Source organism: Kitasatospora sp. NPDC004531, assembly GCF_053602195.1.
Genome location: NZ_JBSGDD010000119.1, coordinates 1 through 18,069, shown reverse-complemented (window position 1 = coordinate 18,069; position 18,069 = coordinate 1). Strand labels below are relative to the sequence as shown.

Sequence of the window (18,069 nt, the reverse complement as noted above, 5' to 3'; positions counted from 1 at the left end):
GCCAAGCGCTGGATCCGGGTCGGCGGCCTGTCCTTCGAACCCGACGAGGCCGTCACCGACGGGGCGTCAGCCGTTCGGCAGGATCACCGCGCGCCCGTTGATCTTCCCGGCGTGCAGGCGCTCGTAGGCCAGCGGCGCGTCGTCGATGCCGTACGTCTCGACGTGCACGTCGATCGCCCCGGCGCGGGCCAGGTCGAGGACCTCGATCAGCTCGGCGCGGCTGCCCCAGTACGGGGAGCTGACGCAGGCCTCGTAGGGCAGCGCGCCGAAACCGACGGCCAGCGTGCCGCCGCCGATGCCGACGATGGTGACGTCGCCCTCGACGGCGACCAGCTGCCCGGCCAGCGCGGTGGTCGGCGGGGCGCCGACGAAGTCGAACACGGCCTGCGCGCCGAGGCCGGCGGTCAGTTCGCGGACCTTGCCGGCGGCCGCGCCGTCGGACAGCACCGCCTCGTGCGCGCCGACCGCGCGGGCCAGTTCGAGCTTCTCCTCGGTGACGTCCAGGGCGATCACCCGGGCCGCGGTCATCGCGCGCAGCAGTTGGACGGCGACGTGCCCGAGGCCGCCGGTGCCGATCACCACGGCGGTGGAGCCGGGCAGCAGCTTCGGCAGCGAGCGCTTGATCGCGTGGTAGGGCGTCAGCCCGGCGTCGGTGAGCGGCACGGCCCGCACCGGGTCGAGGTCGCCGAGCGGGACCAGGTGCCGGGGGTCGTCCACCAGCAGGTACTCGGCGAGCGCGCCGGGCGCGCCCAGCCCGGGCGGCATGATGCCCAGCTCGCGTGCCCGCAGGCAGTAGTTCTCCTTGCCCTCCGCGCACTTGGCGCAGGCGCCGCAGCCCCACGGGCCGTACACGGCGACCGACTCGCCCTCGGTGAAGCCGCCGACACCGGCGCCGAGCGCGGCGATCGTGCCGACGCCCTCGTGGCCGAGGGTGAGCGGCAGCGGGAACGGCAGCTGCTCGGCGGGCCAGCTCATCACGGCGATGTCGGAGTGGCAGACGCCGGCGGCGGTGACCTTCAGCAGCACCTGGCCGGGGCCGGGCTCGGGATCGGGGACGGTGACCACCTCGGGGTGGCCGCCGACGGTGCGGTACTGGACTGCCTTCATGACGCGGAACCCTCTCTCTCGCGAAGTACCCGACGCCCGGTCAGCGGGCGGAGTAGCCGCCGTCGACCAGGTGGTAGCTGCCGGTGACGAAGGACGCCCGGTCGGAGAGCAGGAACGCGGTCAGCTCGGCGACCTCCTCGGCCCGGCCGAGGCGTCCGGCGGGGTGCAGCGAGATCAGCGTCTCCCGGACGCCCGGGTCGGTGCCCTGCAGCAGCGGGGTGTCGATGAAGCCGGGGCCGACCGCGTTGACCCGGATGCCCTGCGGGGCGTACTCCAGCGCCGTGGTCTTGGTCAGGCCGACCACGCCGTGCTTGGCGGCGACGTACGCGGGCGAGCCGGCGAAGCCGTTGGTGCCGAGGATGGAGGCCATGTTGACGATCGCGCCGCCGCCCGCCGCGACGAGCTCGGGCAGCTCGTAGCGCATCGAGTAGAAGACGCCGTCCAGGTTGGTGGCGAGCACCCGCCGCCAGTCCTCGGGGTCGTAGGCGCCGGTGGGGGCGACGGCGCCGCCGATGCCGGCGTTGTTGACGGCCAGCGAGAGCGGGCCGAGGCCCTGCACGGTGGCGCGGACGGCGGCCTCCACGGAGGCCGCGTCGGTGACGTCGACCTGCACGGCGAGCGCCTTCGCGCCGGTGGATTCGAGGGTGGCGACGGCCTGCTCGGCGGCGTCCAGGCGGTAGTCGGCGACGGCGACGTTCGCGCCGCGCGCGGCGAGCAGGGTGGCGACGGCCAGTCCGATGCCGGAGGCGGCGCCGGTGACGAGGGCGGTGCGGCCGGTGAACTCCTGAGCGGTCATGGGTGGTCGGTCCTTTCGTGCGCCGCGCCGGGGAGGGCGGGTGCGGGTGGTGCGGGCGCGCCGACGGGGGTCAGCGCGGGTCCTCGGCCGCGGCCAGGTCGAAGGCGCGGTCGATCAGGGCGGGCAGGTCGCCCGCCGGGTCGCGCACCCAGGTGCGGGTGGCGGCGTGCAGGGCGGCCACGCCCAGGCCGACGGCGACGGCGGGCCGCAGGTCGGTCTCCGGGTGCAGGCCGAGCCGGGCGGCGACCAGCCGGATCGACCGCTCCTCCTCGGCGACGGCGATCCGCCGGTAGGCGGCGGTCAGCGCGGGCTCCTCGTCGATCAGCGCGAACAGCGCGCGCGTGCCGGGGCGGCGGTGCCAGGCCGGGTGGTCCTCGTCGCGCAGCCAGGCGGTGACGGCGGCCCGGTAGGCGGCGACCGGCGGCTCGGCGGCGGGCCGGGCGGCGAGGTACTCGTTGATCCGGGCGAAGTCGGCGCGCAGCGAGTCGAGGACGGCGTCCGCGCGGGACGGGAAGTAGCGGCTGAAGGTGCGCCGGGAGACGTCGGCGGCGTCGGTGACGTCCTCGACGGCCAGCGCGGCCAGGCCGTGTTCCAGGGTGAGCCGCAGCGCGGCCTCGGCCATCGCCTCGCGGGTGCGGCGGGCCTTGCGGTCGCGCCGCCCGGACGGGACGGGCGCCTTCGCCGGGGCCTGCTGCTCGGTGCTCATGCGATCACCCTACTACCGAAAATGTCCCGGCGGGACATGAGTCCCACCGAGACATTCGGATGGAGGGGTCACTGCCCGGTCGGCCCCCACAGGCGGTCGGTGCAGCGGGCGTAGGTGTCGCGCCAGTGCGGCCAGTGGCGGACGGTCTCGTCGTCGCAGTCCGCCAGCAGCCGGTCGATCTGCACCGGGTCGATGCCTTCGAGCAGCCAGACCAGGGCGTCCGACGCGGACGGTCCGTCGGCCAGGCGCAGCAGGTCGAGCAGTTCGGGCAGGGTGCCGATCCGGGAGCCGGGCTGGAAGACGCCGGCCATCCGGGGCAGCAGTTGGCGCTCCTCGATCCGCAGGTGGGTCTCCACCCGGGCGGCGAGCTCCTCCACCGCGTAGGAGACCGGCCAGGCGCTGGCGGGGTCGCGGGTGGCGATGCCGACCAGGGTGGTGGTGCGGGTGAAGCACTGGTCGAGGTTGTGGTGGTCGGACTCCAACCAGTTGAGCAGCAGCCGGAGTTCGGGCGCGAAGCGGCGCAGCAGCGGCCACAGCCGGGTGTCCTGCTGCTCGTGGTGGCAGGTGACCATGGCGGTCACGAAGTCCCAGTGCCGCTTGAGGGCGAGTGCGCTCTCGTGGTCGTCGGGCTGGAGCAGTCGCAGGGCCTGCGGGATCCGGGCGAGGTCGCGCCGGACGGCGGCGTGCACCAGGCGCAGCCCGGCGAACGGGATGGGTTCCACCACCGGCGCGGCGGGGATCTCCTCGCGCGGGGCGGGAACGGTCATGGGGCCGACGGGCAGCAGGTGGCGGGACATGGCGCTCTCTTCACGTCTGGCTGGGGCTGGCCGGAGCGGGGGCCGCGGTTGCGGCGCCCCGGTCCAGTTCTCCGGTCCACGGGGTCCAGGGTGGGAGCAGTGCATCAGGGTCGAATGAACGACCGATTGATGTGCAGGTCAGCGCGTTTTCGAGGCCCGTCCGGCCGGCCGGGCTCAGTCGGATTCCGGCCCCGCGGTGTTGGCGGTCAGCCACTCCAGGGTGTGCGGGATCATCTTCTTGAAGTCGGAGGTGAGGTGCTTGCCGCCGGGCTGCTCGTAGTACTCGACGGTGGTGGGGGCCTTGACCTTGGCGACCCAGTTCTTCACCAGCTTGGTCTCGTACGGGTTGGCGCCGCCCGCGGTGGCGAGCATCCGCACGTCGGCGGTGCCCTCGCCGATCAGCTTGTCGGGGCTGTTGGCCTGGCGCTCCTGCTCGTGGCCCTTCCACAGCGGCGAGTCCGGGTTCCAGTAGCCGTCGATCGGCACGGCGGCCTTGAACACGTCGGGGTGCTGGAGGGCGAGCTTGGCGCTGCAGAACGCGCCGGTGGAGGCGCCCATCACGGCCCAGCCGTCGCGGCCCTTGACGGTGCGGAAGTTGGCGCGGACGAAGTCGGGGATGTCCTCGGCCATCCAGGTGCCGATCTTCGGCTGGCCCGGGATGTCGGCGCACTCCAGGGCCTTGGACTCGCTGGAGTCCAGGTTCTGCACCGGCATGATCATGATGAACGGGTGGGCCTTGCCCTCGGAGGCCATCTGGTGGTCGATCTCCTGGATGGGCAGCTGGTTGTCGGTCCAGGTGTTGTAGCCGGCGCTCTGCCCGCCCGCGTACAGGGTGAGCACCGGGAAGCCGGTCTTCGCGTACTTCGGGTCGTTGTACTCCGGCGGCAGCCAGACCCACACCTTGCCGCTGACCCCGGACTTGGGGCCGGCCAGCGTGGTCATCATGATCGGGCCGGCGGCGGTGTCGCGGACCTTGGACAGCTGCGCGGCCGGCCCGGTCGGCATCAGCACCTTGGACGGCTTGGGCGGTGCGCTGCTGCTCTGCGCGGCGGACGGCGAGGTGGACGAGTGGTCGCCGGCGCTCGCGGCCTTGGCGTCCCCGGACGTCCCGGTGTTGCTGCCGCAGGCGGCCAGCGGGGCGGCGAGGACGAGCAGGGCGGCGGCGGTCAGCAGGCGGCGGGCGGCAAGGCGGGGCTGCGGCAGCACGGGGCGGTCGGTCTCTCCGGGCGGGGGCCGACCCGGCAGCCGGGAGGGGCCCTGGTCATTGGGCGTGGCCGGGGCCGCCGCGCGCACTGTGGGCCGGCGTCCCCCGGGAACGGCCTGCGCCGCACGAGGGTGCGGCGGTCGGGCCGTTCGAGATCCTATGACGTACCGCCCCGGGCCCCGGTTGCGCGGGGGTGAACAACCCGCCGCACGACGGGGGCCGCCCCCGCCGGTCGGCGGGGGCGGCCCGGTTCGGCGGGGGCGGCCCGGTTCGGCGGCTCAGGGGCGCCAGGTGTCGTTCAGCACGACCTTGCCGCTCGCGGGGACGGTGGCGGTGCGGTTGGCGCCGCTCTCCCAGGTGACGTTGCCGGCGGCGTCCTTGCGGATGTACTTGTACTGGATCGCGGTGCCAGCGGGCAGGGCCACGTCGAGCTTCCACACCGGGTAGGCGGCGGAGTCCAGCAGCAGCGCCTTGGAGGTGTCCCAGCCGCCGAGCGCGGCCGCGTCGCCGGCCAGGTAGATGTTCTGGCCGAACGTGGTGGTGGCGTTCACCGCGAACGAGGCACCGGGTGCGGCGCTGGAGGCGCCGGCGCCGACGTACAGCGCGACCGCGTCGCCCGCGCCGATCGAGGCGGTGAACTTCCCGTCCTGGCCGACGGTGTAGGTCGGGCCGGAGCAGCTGCCGTTGTTCGGGTCGCCGTGCTGGACGTCGCAGTAGACGCCGGCGGGCAGCGAGGTCTGGAAGGTCTGGGTGATCGCCGAGGTCTCCCGGTTGATCGCCACGTAGCCCTTGCTGCCGCGGCCGAAGGCGATCGCGTTGTTGCCGTTGGACCACCAGTTGGTCATCGCGGTGCCGGCCACGGCGTTGCGGAAGCCGACCATGTTGGCGACCTGCCGCCAGGCGTGGACGCAGTTCCAGCCGTTCTGGTAGCAGGCGGTGACGGAGCCGCCGTTGGGCGGGCCGTCGTCGTTGCTGCTGAACGCGTAGCCGGAGTAGACGTTCGGCGAGCCGTACGGGTGGGCCAGCATGAAGACGTTGGCCAGCGTGTAGGTCGAGCCGTCCCGGTAGGTCAGGGTGGAGCCGTTGCGCTCGGTGTCCCAGTTGTCGACGAAGGTGCGGGCCTGGGCGGAGGCGAGCAGGCCGCTGCCCCAGCTCTGCAGGTCGGATATCCGGCCGCCGTTGAAGGCGCTCTTCAGCCACGTCCCGGAGCGGAACTCGTCCACGTCGCCGGTGCCGGTGTACTCGGCGGGCTGGACGGCCTCGCCCGCGCCGTAGATGACCTCCTGCACCCAGTAGGCGTTGGGGTTGCTCATCTTCGCCTTGATGGCGGCCAGGTCGGCGGCGGCCATGTGCTTGGCGGCGTCGATCCGGAAGCCGTCCACGCCGAGCGAGAGCAGGTCGCTGAGGTAGCCCGCGATGGTCTGCTGGACGTAGGAGGAGCCGGTGTTGAGGTCGGACAGGCCGGCCAGTTCGCAGTTCTGGACGTTGCCGCGGTCGCCGTAGTTGCTGATGTTCGTCCGGCAGCTGTGGAAGTCCTGGTCCTGGTAGTAGCCGGGGTAGTTGTACTTCGTGTAGGCGGTGCCGCCGGTGCCGGTGCCGCTGCCCGCGCTCATGTGGTTGATCACCGAGTCGGCGAGCACCTTGACGCCCGCGTTGTGGCAGGTGGTGACCATGTTCTTGAACGCGGTGCGGTCGCCGAGCCGGCCGGCGATCTTGTAGCTGACGGGCTGGTAGGAGGTCCACCACTGGGCGCCCTGGATGTGCTCCTGGGGCGGGGAGACCTCGACGAAGCCGTAGCCCTTGGGGCCGAGGGTGTCGGTGCAGGCCTTGGCCACCGAGTCGAACTTCCACTCGAACAGGGTGGCGGTGACGGTCTTGCTGCCGGCCGGGGTGGCGGCGGCGGTGGGGGCCGACGCGAGCCCGGCGCCGGTCGAGAGGCCGAACGCCGCGAGGGCGGTGCAGGCGGCGAGGGCGCGCTTCCTGCGGGTGGGGGCAGGGGTGGGCACGGGAGCACTCCTGGGGGTGGCCCGGTCCGCGGACGCAGGTCGCGGCCGGGAGGCGGCAGGGTGGGGGCCGCGACGGCCCGGTGTTGGGGCCGGGCCGCGCGAGGGGGGGTTGGAGTCGCTACTGCAAGATGCTGCAAGCGGGGTGAAACTTGCTGGAATCTTGCATTGGCATGACCATATGGTCGGCCCGGACGACCGTCAAGGGAGCCTGCGGACCGCCCCCGGCCCGGAAAACGGCAGCGCCGGCCCGCCGCTGACAGTTCGTCAACGGCGGACCGGCGCGGGCAACGAGTGCGGCGCGGCCGAAGCCCAGTAGCGGCCCGGCCGCGGCCTCAGCCCAGCTGCTGCTCGATCAGGTCGCAGGCGCGGGCGGTGCCGCCCTCCGCCTTCGCGTGGGCGCTCAACTCCCGCAGGCGGGCGGCCACCCCGTCGTCCTCCAGCAGCCCGGTGAGCGCCGACCACAGCGCCTCGGGGGTGGCGTCCTCGGTGTCCAGCCGGCGGGCCACGCCGAGCTCGACCAGCCGGTCGGCGTTCATGAACTGCTCGGCGGCCTGCGGCACCGCGATCATCGGCACGCCCGCCAGCAGCCCTTCGCCGCAGCCGCCCATGCCCGCGTGGGTGACGAAGGCGTCGGCCTGCTCCAGCACCGCCCGCTGCGGCACCCACGGGTGCACCTCGACGTCGGCCGGTATCTCCCCGAGCTCCGCCGGGTCGACGTGCCTGCCGATCTGCAGCACCAGGTGCCAGCCGGGGCGGTCGCCGAAGGCGGCCAGGCAGTTGCGGTAGAACCCGGGCTGCCGGGTGAACGCCGAGCCCAGCGACACCAGCAGCACCTTTTCCGCGCCCTCGGGGCGCCGCCAACTGCCCTGCTCCGCCCGCAGGTCGAAGCACGGCCCGACGAAATCCACCGCCGCGCGGTCCACCCGGTCGGCGTGCGGTTGCATCGCCTCGGTGATCATCGCGACGGCGCGGGCCGGCCTCCCGGAGAACGCGTCCACGTCCACCGTGGTGGCGCCGCTGCCGGCCAGCCACTGCGCGAAGCGCTCGAAGTAGCCGTCCGCGCCCGGCAGTCGGCGGATCTGGTCGCCGACCTCCTGCTGGTAGCCGTCCCACCCAACCAGCGTCGGCGAGAGCTGCACGATCGGCCGGCCCTGCGCCTCGGCGAGCGCCCGGGCGGCGTACGCGCCGATGTCGTACAGGTAGAGGTCGGCCGGGTCGGCGTCGTAGTGCGCGTGCAGCCGGGGCAGCATCGCGATCGCGTCCTCCAGGAAGACCCGCATGGCGCCGATCGGGTCCTCCGGCCAGTCGTGGTCGGCGACCGGCAGGGTGGAGGCGTGGGGGACGAGTTCGGCGCCGGTGGGGGCGATCAGTTCGGCCGCCGCCGGGTCGTTGAAGTACGTCACCCGGTGGCCGCGGGCGACGAGTTCGCGGATCACTTCGAGGCTCGGGCGGACGTGGCTGACGGCCGGGATGCCGATCATGGCGATATGGGCACGACGAGTCATGGGGAATGCACCTGCTTCCGGTCCACGGGCATGGGAGGGGAACACCGCACCGCCCGGGCAAGGGGCCTCGGGGCGTGCGGGACGCGAGGCTCGGGGCACTGCCCCGGCCGCGTCAGCCGTAGATCTGGTGGAAGAAGGACATGCCGGGACACTAACCCGCCGCCCCGGTCGCGCGCATCCGAATAAATCGCGCGCGGAAAAGCTCGATTGACGGACCGTCATCCGGGGCCGATACGCATGCGCCGGTGCCCGGCAGCCGAAACGGCTGCCGGGCACCGACTCACTGAGGGTGTGTCAGCTGGTCTGGATCGCGGTGTCGTCGACCACGAAGGACGTCTGCAGCGAGGCGTCCTCGACGGCGTTGAACTTCACCGTGACGGTCTGGCCGGCGTAGGCGGAGAGGTCGATGGTCTTCTGCGCGTAGCCGGTGTTCTTGTCGAGGTTGGAGTACGAGGCGACCGAGGTGCCGTTGACGGTGACGGTCAGCTTGTCGTACGCCGTGGAGGTGGTGGTCTCAGCGGTGTCGATGTGCAGCCAGTAGCTCAGCGACGCCTTGCAGCCGGCCGGGATGGTGACGGTCTGCTGGATGTAGTCGGTGTGGCTGGAGCCGTAGCCGTCCATCCACGCCTTCCACGAACCGCCGTGCGCGGCCTGCGAGGAGGAGTTGTCGACGACGCCGCTGCTGGTGGTCCACGGGCTGGCGGTGCCGGTCTCGAAGCCCGGGTTGCCGAGCAGCTGGGCCGGGGTGCAGCTGCCGCCGCCGCCACCGCTGACGGTCCAGGTGAAGGAGACCGAGCCGGTCTTGTTGGCGGCGTCCTTCGCGGTGACGGTCACGTTGTAGGTGCCGGCCGCGGTGGCGGTGCCGGTGATCTTGCCGGTGGCGGCGTCGATCGACAGGCCGGTGGGCAGGCCGGTCGCCGAGTAGCTCAGCGGCGCGGTGCCGCCGGTGGCGTTGATCTGCAGGCTGACCGAGCCGTTCAGCGCGGTGGTCTGGCTGCCGGGGTTGGTCACGGTCGGGCCGCCGGTGCTGGGCACCGAGCCGACGTTGACGGCCGCCCAGGCGGTCGCGGTGGCGTTGTACTCGGCCGAGTTGGCGCCGTACAGGTCGGTCGCGGCGGAGAGCATGCCGGCCCGGGCGTTGGCGTAGTTGGTGGTGGAGGTCCAGTACGTGGTCAGCGCCCGGTACCAGATGGCGGCGGCCTTGTCGTGGCCGATGCCGGTGACCGGGATGTTGTTGTAGGTCGGCGAGTTGTAGTTGACGCCGTTGATCACCTTGGCGCCGCTGCCCTCGGACAGCAGGTAGAAGGCGTGGTTGCCGACACCGGACGAGTAGTGGACGTCCTTGTTGCCGACCGTGGAGGACCAGTTGTCGGCCGAGGCCCCGTCCTTCGACGGCTGGTCCATGTACCGCAGCGGCGTGCCGTTGCCGTTGATGTCGATCAGCTCGCCGACCAGGTAGTCGGGGTTGTCCTTGGAGATGTTGGCGTACCACTCGACCATGTTGCCGAACACGTCCGAGGTGGCCTCGTTCAGGCCGCCGGACTCGCCCGAGTAGTTCAGGTTGGCGGTGGCGGCGGTGACGCCGTGCGTCATCTCGTGGCCCGCGACGTCCAGTTCGGTCAGCGGGTGGGTGTTGCCCGAGCCGTCGCCGTAGGTCATGCAGAAGCAGCTGTCGTCCCAGAACGCGTTGACGTAGCCGCTGCTGTAGTGGACCCGGCTGTAGGCGCCGACACCGTCGTTGCGGATGCCGTTGCGGCTGAAGGTGTCCTTGTAGTAGTCCCAGGTCTTCGAGACGCCGAAGTGGGCGTCGACGGCCGCGGACTCCTTGTTGGCGGCGGTGCCGTCGCCCCAGGTGTCGGTGGACTTGGTGAACAGGGTGCCGTTGCCGCTGGTCCCGTTGTTCATGTTGGTGGTGTACATCCCACCGCGGGTGTTGTCCTTCAGCTGGTACGTCGAACCGGACAGCGTGGTGCCGATGGTGACGTTGCCGACGAAGACGCCGGTGCCGGTGCCGGTCTCGATGCCCTCCCACTTCTGGATGACGTCGCCGGTGGTGGCGTCGGTCACCACGTGCAGCTTGCTCGGGGTGCCGTCCTTCTGGGTGCCGCCGACGACGGTCTCCCAGGCCAGGCGCGGGTTGTTGTCCGCGGCCCAGACCACCAGGCGGGGCGCGGTCTCCACCGCGGAGCCCGACTCGGCGGCCAGCGCGGTCGCCTGGCCCTTGGCGGCGGCCAGCTTCGGGGTGGTGGACAGGCCGTTCAGCGAGGCGGTGGAGGCCCGGTCGACGCCCTTGGTGGAGCCGTTCGCGGCCTGGTGGACGACCATGTCGCCACCGAGGACGGGGAGTCCGTTGTAGGTGCGCTCGTAGCGGATGTGCTGGGTGCCGTCGGCGTCCTTGCTGGCGTCCTTGACGAGCAGCTTCTCGGCCGAGCCCAGACCCAGGCCCTGCGCGGTCTGAACGGCGCGGGAACCGGCGTCCGAGATCAGCTGGGCGCGCCCGGCGGCCGCCTGCTGGCCGGCGACCTGGGCCGCCGCGGACGGGGCGGCCGGGGCGGCCTGGGCCACCGCGACCGGGATCGCGGTCACCAGCAGGGCGGTGGTGGCCGCCAGAGCGGCCATGCTCACGCGGGCATGCGTGTAGCGAGACATACAGACTCCTTTACCGACCGTCGCGGGGTCACGAGCGGTGGAGAGAATCTGGCCGCGGTTGCGGCGCAGCGGGGGCCCCAGCCGCCGGTAGCGGCGCGGGGTGCGGTGCACGTACGCGGTGCAGCGGTGCTGCGGCTGCCGGTGGCCTGGGGAGGGCTCCACCGGCAGGGGGTGGGGCTACCTGTCTTCGCAGCGAGGGGAATCGTGGCAGGAAACACCCCGTGAATGACAGATGCATGCCACGGATTGACTCATTTATGACCGCCCTACCTGCGGCCCAAGACCCCCCGATGGTCCGGCATTTGGGACGCCGTCAGGGACGACCCGACGGCGGAGCAGATCATAGCGACGCTTTTCGGCCACGCCGACACGGGGGCCCAACCGGAGGTGGGGCCCCCGTTACCGGCGGGGAACCGTTACTTCTGGACGAACACCGCGACCGTCCGGCCCGGCACCGTGAAGGTCCCCGTGGCCGGGTCGAAGGCCGCCTGCCGGACCACCGGGTCACTGCCCGTGGCCTGCACCCGGTGCAGCGCCTGGGCGGTGCCGCGCAGGCCGGCCACCGTCTGGGTCTGCGCGGTCGGGGTGGCGTTGAAGACCACCGTGAGGCCCTTCTCGGCGCCCTTCAGCCCGGTGCCGTCCAGGTGCATGGTGATCACGCCCGGGTTCTCCCCGGCGGTGCCGGACAGCGGGAAGGACAGCCGGCGCTGCACCTCCTGCGCGCTCGGCAGCGCGAACAGCGGCGAGGACTGCCGGATCCGCAGGAACTGCTGGTAGAGGGCGGTGCTGGCGCCCGTCTCGTTGCAGCCCATCCGCAGCTTCGGGTCGGCCAGCAGCTGCCTGTCGCGGTCCCACATCGACTGGTTGTCGGCGGCCGGCGGCAGGCCGCGTCCCCAGCCGTTGCCGAGCGCGCAGTCCCAGCTGATCGCGTTGAACCAGTCGCCGGAGTCGTACGAGTTGGCGTCCAGCGACTTGGAGCGCAGCAGGTCGCTGCCGGCCTGCGCGAAGCCCGGTCCCTGGCTCAGCGCGGTCAGCGACAGGCCGAGCGCCTGCATCCGGGCCCGGTCGGCGGGCGCGGTGCCCTGCGGCAGCTTGAAGGCGAGCGCGTCGTACAGGTCGGCGTTGTCGTGCGCGTCCAGGTACTCCACCGCCTCGCCCGGGTTCGCCGCGTAGCCGGTCGGGGCGCCGTTGTAGTCGACTCCCCTACCGGTGACGGCCTTTCCGGTGGAGTCGGTGAACGCGTAGCCCGCCAGGTTGCCGGTCAGGCCGACCTTGATCTGGTCCATCTGGTGCAGCAGCCGGGCCTTCTGCTCCTGCGGACTCCCGTTGTCCGGCGAGCCGTTGGGGTCGGTGTACAGGCCGGACGCGAAGCCCTGCTGCGGGGCCGAGGACAGCATGAAGTTGCCGCCGCGCCCGGCGTCCCGGATCCGGTCGTTGAAGGTGGCGATGCCGGTGCCGGCCATGTTGGCCTGGGTGGCCTGGACGAACCGCGCGTCATTGGCGACGGCGCCGAAGTTCCAGCCCTCGCCGTACAGGAAGATGCTCGACCCGTCCACGCCGTCCCGCTGCGGGGTCAGGCCGCGCAGCGCCGACTGCACGTCCAGCATGGTGGACTTCGGGTCCAGGCCCATCAGGTCGAACCGGAAGCCGTCCACCCGGTACTGCTTGGCCCAGGTGACCACCGAGTCGACCACCAGCTTGTTCATCATGGCGTGCTCGGGCGCGGTGTCCGCGCAGCAGGAGTCGGTGGTGACCTTGCCGCTGTCGCCGAGGCGCTGGTAGTAGCCGGGGACGACCTTGTCCAGCACCGAGTGCTCGTCCTGCCCGGCCGCCGCGGTGTGGTTGTACACCACGTCGAGCACCACCCGCAGGCCCGCGTCGTGCATCGCCCGGACCATCTCGCGGAACTGCACGGTGCGCGCGGTGCCGGTCGGGTCGGTGGCGTACGAGCCCTCGGGGACGGTGTAGTGCAGCGGGTCGTAGCCCCAGTTGTAGGCGTCGTCGGCCTTCACCGCCGCCACGCACTCCTGCTGCCTGCTCGAATCGGCGGGCAGCGCGGCCAGATCGCAGGCGGGCAGCTTCTGCTCGGCGCGGTTCTCCCGGATGGTGGCGATGTCGAAGGTCGGCAGCAGGTGAACGGTCGTCACCCCGGCCGCGGCGAGCTCCTTCAGGTGCTTCATGCCCGCGGACTTCGACTGCGTGAACGCCAGGTAGGTGCCGCGCTCGTCGGCCGGCACGGTGGTGTCGGCGGCCGAGAAGTCCCGCACGTGCAGTTCCTGGATCTGCTGCTGGACGGCGGGGATCGCCGCCGGGCTGCGGTGCTGGTCCCAGCCCTTGGGCTTGGTCGCGGCGGACGACAGGTCGGCGACCAGGCTGCGCTTCGAATCGGCGGACAGCGCCGTGGAGTACGGGTCGGTGACGGTGTTGGTGACCACCTGCCGCACGCTCGGCGCCCACACCTTGACCTGGTACAGGTAGTACCTGCCGTCCAGCTCCTTGGCGTCCTTGGTCAGCGACCACACGCCCGACGCCTCGTCGCGCTCGAGCGGCACGGTCCTCGGGGTGCCGCCGCTCGCCCGGTCGAACAGCTGCACCGACACCTCGGTCGCGGTCGGCGCCCACAGCGACAGCGTCACCTTGCGGGCCCGGCCGTTGCCCGGCCCCGTGTACACCGGGCCGAGTTGGGCCTTGGCGGCGCTGCCCGCGTACAGGTCGTCGAGGACGCCGGGGATCTGCACGCCGGTGGCGGCCAGGGCCGCGCCGTTCGGCAGGTGCTCGGCGAAGAGCAGCTGGCTGCGCAGCGCGTCGGTGATCCGGCCGGCGTCGCGCGGATCGACGGTGAACGCCCGGTAGCCCGCCAGGTGCGGGTACTTCGCCTTCTGGGCGTCCGTCAGGCCGGCCGCCGGGGTGAGCCGGATCCACCGGCCGGGCTTGGACAGCACGCCCTGCTCGACGGTGATCCCGCCGGCCGGGTCGTAGATCAGCTGGGCGCTGGTGCCGCCCTTCAACTGCCCTTCCGCCGCACCGTAGTTGGCAGGCACCACGACGGTCCGCGCATCGATCCACTGCGCCTTCGCGGAGCCCAGGTCGAGCTGCGAGGAGGCGCCGGCGGTCTGCGGCAGCAGGTAGCCCTCGCGGCCGCCGATGATCCACACCTCGCGGCCCGAGGTGGCGAAGTCCAGCGACTGGTCCTGCGGCAGGTCCTTGTCGTTGCCGTTGTGGATGATGTAGCTGAGGCTGGTCGCGCCCGCCGCCAGCGGCACCTCGAAGACCGCGCCGAACGCGTCCGTGCGGGCCGGCATCAGCGGGTTGCCCCAGTCGGTCGGGCTGGCCGCGCCGGTCCAGTCGTGCAGGCCCCAGCCGTCGTACTGGCCGTCCGCGCGCCGGTAGTGGATGACGGCCTTGCCCTCCGGCACCGGCTGCGCCCCGTCCGGGTTCGCGGTGCGGACGGCCGGGTCGCCCTCCTTGATCCACACCTCGCCGGTGGCGGAGATGTCGATGTGCCGGTCCTGCTCGACGTCCTTGGCGCCGTTCTTCTCCACCACGAAGCCGACGTCGGACGCCCCGCCCTTGAGCCTCACGTACGCGAACGCGCCGTACGCGTCCCGCCCGACGAAGCCGTGCCCGTCCGGCCAGGTGGTGCCCTCGCCGTCGGCGATGTCGCCCCAGGCGTACAGGTTCCAGCCGTCGTAGTCGCCGTCCTTGCGCTGGTAGTGCACCACCGCGTACGGCCGCGTCACGGCGCTCGGCGCGGGCGTCGGCGGCTGCTGCCCGGTGGTGAACTGCCCACTGGCGGAGGCGAGTCGGCCCGCCGAGTCCTGCACCACGGCCTTGAACCGCACCACCGTGCCGGGCGCGACGCCGTCCAGGTTCTGGGTGACGCGGTACACCCCGTTGTCGGCGGTGCCCAGCGTCCGCCACGGCCCGTTGCCGACCTGCGCGGCGAACGTCACCCGGTTGAACCCGCCACCGGGCACGCTCGCGCCGAGCGTCACCGTCCCGTACGAACCGTCGGCTGGGGCGTTCACCGTGACCGACGGGCCGGCCGCCGGCTTGGCCGGCTTGTGCTTGGCCTTCAGCACCAGCGAGGACATCGCCGGAACGGTGACCGTCACCTTGCCGTCCGCGCCGCTGCTCACCTCGCCCTGGAACCCGTACAGGCCGTCGAAGTCCATGCCCGCCGAGAAGGTGTCCAGCGCGACGGTCTTCGGCTCGGCCGCGTTGTTCACCGCCACCAGGTACTCGACCTGCTCCTTGGCGTCGATCCGGGAGAACGCGTACACGCCCGGCCCGTCCGCCGCGTACCGCTCCACCTGCGCGCCGTCCGCCAGCGCCGGGTGGTCCTTGCGCAGCTTCGCCAGCCCGGCGATCCCCCGGTACAGGGCGCCGTCCTTGCCGTACCGGTCCATCGAACCGGAGGGACCGCCGAGCACCGGGTCACTGTTGTACGACGGGGTCTTCGAGGCGAACATGTCCTGCCGGGCGTCCTTGTCGCCGCCCGCCCCCGTGAAGCCCTGCTCGTCGCCGTAGTAGACCACCGGCTGCCCGCGGGTCAGGAACTGCAGCTCGTTCGCCAGCCGGTCCTTGGCCACCAGCGCCTCGTCCGACGCCCCCGGGTTGTCGCTGCGCAGGAACGAGCCGAACCGGCCCATGTCGTGGTTGCCGAGGAAGGTCGGCAGCTCGTACGCGTCGGTGTCGGCCGTGGTGTACCGGAAGTCCTGCGCGTACAGCTCGCTCAGCGCCTTCGCCGAACCGTTCTGCGACACGTACTTCCGCGCCGCCTCCTGGAACGCGAAGTCCAGCGTCGCCTGCAGCTTGCCCTTGGTGACGTACGGCGAGGTCACCGCCGGGTCGCCCGAGTACACCTCGCCGAACATGAAGAACTTCTGGTTGCCGCGCTGCGCCGCGAACTGCTTCAACGCGGGCGCCCACTGCTCCCAGAACGCCAGGTTGACGTGCTTGACGGTGTCGATCCGGAAGCCGTCCACCCCGGTCTCGGCCACCCACTGCTGGTAGATCTTCTGCATCCCCGCGACGACCTTCGGGTTCTGGGTGTCCAGGTCGTCCAGCCCGGAGAAGTCGCCCTCGGTCGCGGACTCGCCCACGAAGGTCGAGTTGCCCCGGTTGTGGTACAGCGCCGGGTCGTTCAGCCAGGACGGGCTCTTCGCCGTCGCGTCCGCCGGGCTGCGCAGCACCGGGGTATAGGGGAAGGAGTCCTTCGTCACGCTCGGCCACTGCGCCCGCGCGTCGGCGACCGCCGTCTCGTCCACCGGGTTGCCGTCCGCGTCCAGCGTCGGGTAGGCGCCCGTGGAGCGGTAGTCGTAGGCGCCCTCCGCGAAGTCGACGACGTCCGCGGTGTGGTTGGTGATGACGTCGAAGAAGACCTTGATGCCGCGCCGGTGCGCCTTGTCGATCAGCTCCTTGAGCTGCTCGTTGGTGCCGAAGTGCGGATCGACCTGGGTGAAGTCGGTGATCCAGTAGCCGTGGTAGCCGGCCGACGCGTCCGCTCCCGCGCCCTGCACCGGCTTGTTCTTGAAGATCGGGGCCATCCAGATCGCGGTGGTGCCGAGGTCCTGGATGTAGTCGAGCCGGTCGATCAGGCCCTTCAGGTCGCCGCCGTGGTAGAAGCCCTTGTCGGCCGGGTCGAAGCCGTTGTCCATCCGGCCGCCGGTGATGCCGCCGCTGTCGTTCCCGGTGCTGCCGTTGGCGAACCGGTCCGGCAGCACGAAGTAGAACTGCTCCCGGGTGAGGTCGTGCCGGGACGCGGTCGACGCCAGCGCCGCGTCCGACGGCGGGGCCGGCGGCGTGGGCGCGGCCGACGCCAGCGGGGCAGCCCCCAGCGTGGCGGCGATCAGCGAGGCCGCGACCAGGACGGAGGTCCGTCCGGGGCGGCGGTACGAAGTGGTGCGGCGCGGGGAACGGGCTTGGGCATCGGCCACGACAGGGCTCTCCCTTGGGGCGCTCGGGCAGGGTGGGTGGCGTGGAACCTAGCGCCCTGCAAGATGTTTCAGCAAGATGCGAAAGCCGTTACGGGCGCGAACCGTACCGAGTCGTGACCTGAGCCCGCCCGCCTCCCGCCCGGCCCGTCGAGCACCGACGCGACCCCGGTTCGACCACCGGTAACCCGCGCGCCACAATGGACCGCATGCGCCTCGAGAACCGACCGACCCCTACCCCCGTAGGGGGACAGTCGGTGAAGAATCCCCGACCAGAGGATGAGCAAGCGGCCACACCTCGTCTGGCAGACTTCTCGTCCATGGGGGAACCGACCGAGATCCACGCTGCCGGCGCCGACCGCGCCGAGCGGAGCGCGCGCGACGGTTCCGACCCGGGCACGGACCACACCGCCCGCAAGCCCGGCGGAGCCACCCGCATCGCCCAGCCCGCGACCGGCCTGCGCGGCCGCCTGCGCGAACAGCGGCGCACCCCGCGCCGCCCGCACCTGCTCTTCGAACTCGCGCTGATCGGCATCAGCTACTGGCTGTACTCGCTGGTCCGCAACGCCGTTCCCGAGCAGGCCTCCATCGCGCACCGGCACGCCGACTGGGTCTGGAACTTCGAGCACACCCTCGGCATCGCCGTCGAGCGCTCGATCAACCACGCCGTCAACTCGGTGACCTGGCTGATCGTCGGGATGAACTACTACTACGCCACCCTGCACTTCATCGTGACCATCGGCGTACTGGTCTGGCTCTACCGCTCCCATCCCGGCCGCTACGCCGCCGCCCGCACAGTGCTCTTCGTCACCACCGGCATCGCCCTGGTCGGCTTCTACTTCTTCCCCCTCGCCCCGCCCCGCCTGATGGACGCCGGCTTCATCGACACCGTCACCGTCCACCACACCTGGGGCTCGATGGCCTCCGGCGCCGGAGCGCAGGTCTCCAACCAGTTCGCGGCCATGCCCTCCATGCACATCGGCTGGTCCATGTGGTGCGGCCTCACCATCTTCTTCCTCGCCCGCCGCACCTGGGTCCGCGTCCTCGGCCTCGCCTACCCGCTGGTCACCCTCAGCGTGATCATCTCCACCGCGAACCACTTCTGGCTGGACGCGGTCGGCGGCGAGATCTGCCTCCTGGTCGGCTTCGTCGCGGCCCGCGTGATCTACCACAACTGGGTCTACCGCCTCCCCCGCAACCCCGACGACGACCCGGCACCGTCCCTGACGGTCCCGGTCTCCTGGGACACCAAAGTCTCCGCGTAGGGAAGCACCACCAGGGGCGCGGGGAACTGCGCGACAAGCGCCAACCACGTCCGCAAGGTCGCGATCAAGTGCAGGTCATTGTCCTGCGTCGCGATCTT

General features: G+C 71.8%; 10 protein-coding genes. 1 reads left to right on the top strand and 9 read right to left on the bottom strand.

Going from position 1 to position 18,069, the window contains the following annotated elements; all coding sequences use genetic code 11:
* Positions 1-66: 66 nt before the first annotated feature.
* From ACWEMJ_RS30790 to pulA, 9 genes are all read right to left on the bottom strand, one after another.
* Entirely contained in the window at positions 67-1,107 is a 1,041-nt protein-coding gene (locus tag ACWEMJ_RS30790) for an NAD(P)-dependent alcohol dehydrogenase (protein WP_452140415.1), read from the bottom strand.
* A gap of 40 nt (positions 1,108-1,147) precedes the next feature.
* Complete coding sequence (locus ACWEMJ_RS30785; RefSeq protein WP_452140414.1) at positions 1,148-1,903, bottom strand: SDR family NAD(P)-dependent oxidoreductase; 756 nt, start codon at positions 1,901-1,903, stop codon at positions 1,148-1,150.
* 70 nt (positions 1,904-1,973) lie between these two features.
* Positions 1,974-2,609, bottom strand: coding sequence for an acyl-CoA-like ligand-binding transcription factor (locus ACWEMJ_RS30780; RefSeq protein WP_452140413.1), 636 nt, complete (start codon positions 2,607-2,609; stop codon positions 1,974-1,976).
* A gap of 68 nt (positions 2,610-2,677) precedes the next feature.
* Entirely contained in the window at positions 2,678-3,406 is a 729-nt protein-coding gene (locus tag ACWEMJ_RS30775) for a hemerythrin domain-containing protein (protein ID WP_452140412.1), read from the bottom strand.
* Positions 3,407-3,580: 174 nt separating this feature from the next.
* On the bottom strand, positions 3,581-4,612 hold the full coding sequence (locus ACWEMJ_RS30770; protein WP_452140411.1) for an alpha/beta hydrolase: 1,032 nt from the start codon (positions 4,610-4,612) through the stop codon (positions 3,581-3,583).
* 276 nt (positions 4,613-4,888) lie between these two features.
* A complete protein-coding gene (locus ACWEMJ_RS30765; RefSeq protein WP_452140410.1) occupies positions 4,889-6,616 on the bottom strand; it encodes a carbohydrate-binding module family 20 domain-containing protein in 1,728 nt (575 codons plus the stop codon).
* 332 nt (positions 6,617-6,948) lie between these two features.
* Positions 6,949-8,121: a macrolide family glycosyltransferase gene (locus ACWEMJ_RS30760; protein ID WP_452140409.1), complete on the bottom strand. Its 1,173-nt coding sequence runs from the start codon at positions 8,119-8,121 to the stop codon at positions 6,949-6,951.
* 294 nt (positions 8,122-8,415) lie between these two features.
* Positions 8,416-10,770, bottom strand: coding sequence for a M4 family metallopeptidase (locus tag ACWEMJ_RS30755; RefSeq protein ID WP_452140408.1), 2,355 nt, complete (start codon positions 10,768-10,770; stop codon positions 8,416-8,418).
* A 416-nt stretch (positions 10,771-11,186) separates the two neighbouring features.
* On the bottom strand, positions 11,187-16,709 hold the full coding sequence (gene pulA / locus ACWEMJ_RS30750) for a pullulanase-type alpha-1,6-glucosidase (protein WP_452140407.1): 5,523 nt from the start codon (positions 16,707-16,709) through the stop codon (positions 11,187-11,189).
* Positions 16,710-17,026: 317 nt separating this feature from the next.
* On the opposite strand from pulA, the gene ACWEMJ_RS30745 reads away from it, so the two are divergent.
* On the top strand, positions 17,027-17,971 hold the full coding sequence (locus ACWEMJ_RS30745) for a phosphatase PAP2 family protein (RefSeq protein WP_452140406.1): 945 nt from the start codon (positions 17,027-17,029) through the stop codon (positions 17,969-17,971).
* The last annotated feature ends 98 nt before the right edge of the window (positions 17,972-18,069 follow it).